This is a genomic window from Bacillus sp. BPN334 (assembly GCF_008368885.1).
Classification (GTDB): Bacteria; Bacillota; Bacilli; order Bacillales; family Bacillaceae_G; genus Bacillus_A; species Bacillus_A wiedmannii.
Genome location: NZ_QOZW01000041.1, coordinates 1 through 2,534, shown reverse-complemented (window position 1 = coordinate 2,534; position 2,534 = coordinate 1). Strand labels below are relative to the sequence as shown.

The window sequence follows — 2,534 nt, the reverse complement described above, 5'->3', positions numbered from 1 at the left end:
AGAGAAATGGTTTAAAAAACTAATCCTTTCATAAAATGTTATTTCTAGTCCCCTTTCCTATAAATGCAATTTTGTATTTTAGATAGTAAATTAAAATTGTATTTAATGTAAAATTAGACAAATTTATACAAAAACAGTACATTGATTATAAAATCCAATGTACTGTTTTGAAGTTTGAGGTGAAAAAATTGAGCAATCGAGAAAAACAAGTGTATCAAGCACGTGTAGAACGCCATAAAGAAAAAATGCCTTGGTATATTATTGAATATATTGAAGAGAAAACGAACCTCTCCCCTGCTACTTTGTATGGATACTTAATTGAATATGAAATGTTTATACAATGGTTGATCTCCTCTCGTCTTGCTGTCCTAGATGGAGAAGCTGTAACAAAAATACATGAAGTACCAATTGAAACGTTGGAACACCTTCCTCTTAAACAAGTAAAAAGGTTTAAAAGTTATTTAGAGAGACAAGGTAATAAAACAAAGGCAGTTACACGAACATTTTCAGCTCTAAAGTCATTATTTAACTACCTGACAAGTAACACTGAAGATGATAATGGAGAATGTTACTTTTATAGAAATGTTATGGCCAAAATGGAAATTCATAAGGAAAAAATTGACGCTGCAGCAAGAGCAAAAGAAATTTCTGAAGTTATTTTCCACAATAATGATGACATTAAATTTATGCGTTTTTTATCCAATGAATATGAGCAAATACTACAAGAAGATGCTCCTGGTAAGTTAAGATTCTTCAAACGTGATAGAGAGCGTGATATTGCTATTTTAAGTTTAATCTTAGGTACAGGTCTTCGGGTATCCGAAGCAGCTAGTTTAACTATTTCGAGTATTAATTTTCGTACTCGTTACATCAAGGTTATACGTAAAGGAGATAAAAAATCATCTATTTTGGCTACACAAACGGCTCTAGACGATGTTCAAGAGTACCTTAAAGTACGTGCTAATCGTTATAAGTGTCCTGATGATGAGAATATTCTATTTGTAACGAATTATAAAGGCTCATACGCGCAAATTTCTGTTAATGCAATACAAAAGCTTACAGAGAAATATACTAGGGCGTTTGACGAAAAAAAGAGCCCTCATAAGTTGCGTCATACCTATGCAACTAACCATTATAATGAAAATAAAGATCTTGTTCTCTTAGCAAATCAAATGGGGCATAATTCGATGGAAACTACATCTCTTTATACGAATATTGATGATTCTAAACGACGTGAAGCAATTGAGCGTTTAGAAAAACGGCAATTAGAAGAAAGTGATTAATGAGATAATTTATTTATCTAACAAATATAAGTTTTAGTCTATTTAATATAAAGTATATAGTGCTATTCTAATTTTCTTTGTATGTGCTTTCTAGTCTTTATATGCGTTTGCTATGGCAATCCCTGCAGCCATTTCAACACCAACGATAGTTTCAATGATAACTAAACTACCTGTTATACCTATTCAATTGTATATATTAACATTTATATGCTAATATAGTGATGTTGATACGGTTAATCTAACTCTCTTATCTATTCTCATATCATTTATTAAAATAAAGAAGGGATTGAAAATGTGAAATGTTTAGTGGTTTATCTATTGATACACTAGGAAAATGTTCAGCTATTATAATTGCATTTGTAGGAGCTTTAGTTTATGGAAGTAATCAATTTATAAGTATTGTGACGACTAAACCCCTTGATAAACAACTTAAAGATCCATTCACTCAAGCTAGACTAAATTTATGGTTTTACGTTATTGGAATAATTTGTGGTGCAATAGTATATTTACTTTATGCGATAATCCTTTATCAGGCCATAGGTAAATATTATAAACACAGTTTCTTTATATGGAATGCTTTTGTTTGGTTTATCCTTTTTATATATTTCACTATTACCTCAATACGAGCAAAAAAATTACAAAATATAAGAAACAAAAGTTTACATTTTAAAATTTTAGTTTTCAATGTAATTACTAGTATTATATTTTTCTTCTCCAGTTCATCAGAATACCTTAATAAAGGAGAATACTTTAGCTACCTGTGGAATGGGATTCCTTTGGCATTGTTGCTTAGCTGTTTGTATTTTTTTATGCTGAACAAGATAAAAGTTGCAACAACCCAACAGATTAGCTACGATATTCAACCGATTAACGAGGATGATTTTAAAAAAGTTAAAGATTTAAAATATGAATACTCAATGGATGAAAAGAGATTAGTTTTTGTTCCAAGAAAACAATCGAAAAAACAAATTCGATATGTGTGTGATTTTTCATCAAAAGTCTATTTGAAATGTACAGAACAAATTAATTCTTAAATTAACTAAAGACGCAAAGAGTTAACTCTTTGCGTCTTTAGTTAATTTAAGAATCCTTTAAACCTCCACGCGACTCTTTGGTTAAATAACAATTTTTTGGAAATAATGATGTGTTAATATAGCCTAAACTCCTATATTATATTTAAATTCTATGAAAAACCCTGAAGAGTTCATTAAATCGGAATTTAACGAACACTTGGGTGGATGTAGGTTAACC

At 30.0% G+C, this 2,534-nt stretch carries 2 protein-coding genes; both read left to right on the top strand.

From position 1 onward, the window contains the following. Nucleotides 1–188 precede the first annotated feature (188 nt). On the top strand, nt 189–1,283 hold the full coding sequence (xerS, locus tag DN393_RS31090) for a tyrosine recombinase XerS (protein WP_149174278.1): 1,095 nt from the start codon (nt 189–191) through the stop codon (nt 1,281–1,283). Between the two features lie 299 nt (nt 1,284–1,582). Then, a complete protein-coding gene (locus DN393_RS31085; protein WP_149174277.1) occupies nt 1,583–2,317 on the top strand; it encodes a hypothetical protein in 735 nt (244 codons plus the stop codon). The last annotated feature ends 217 nt before the right edge of the window (nt 2,318–2,534 follow it).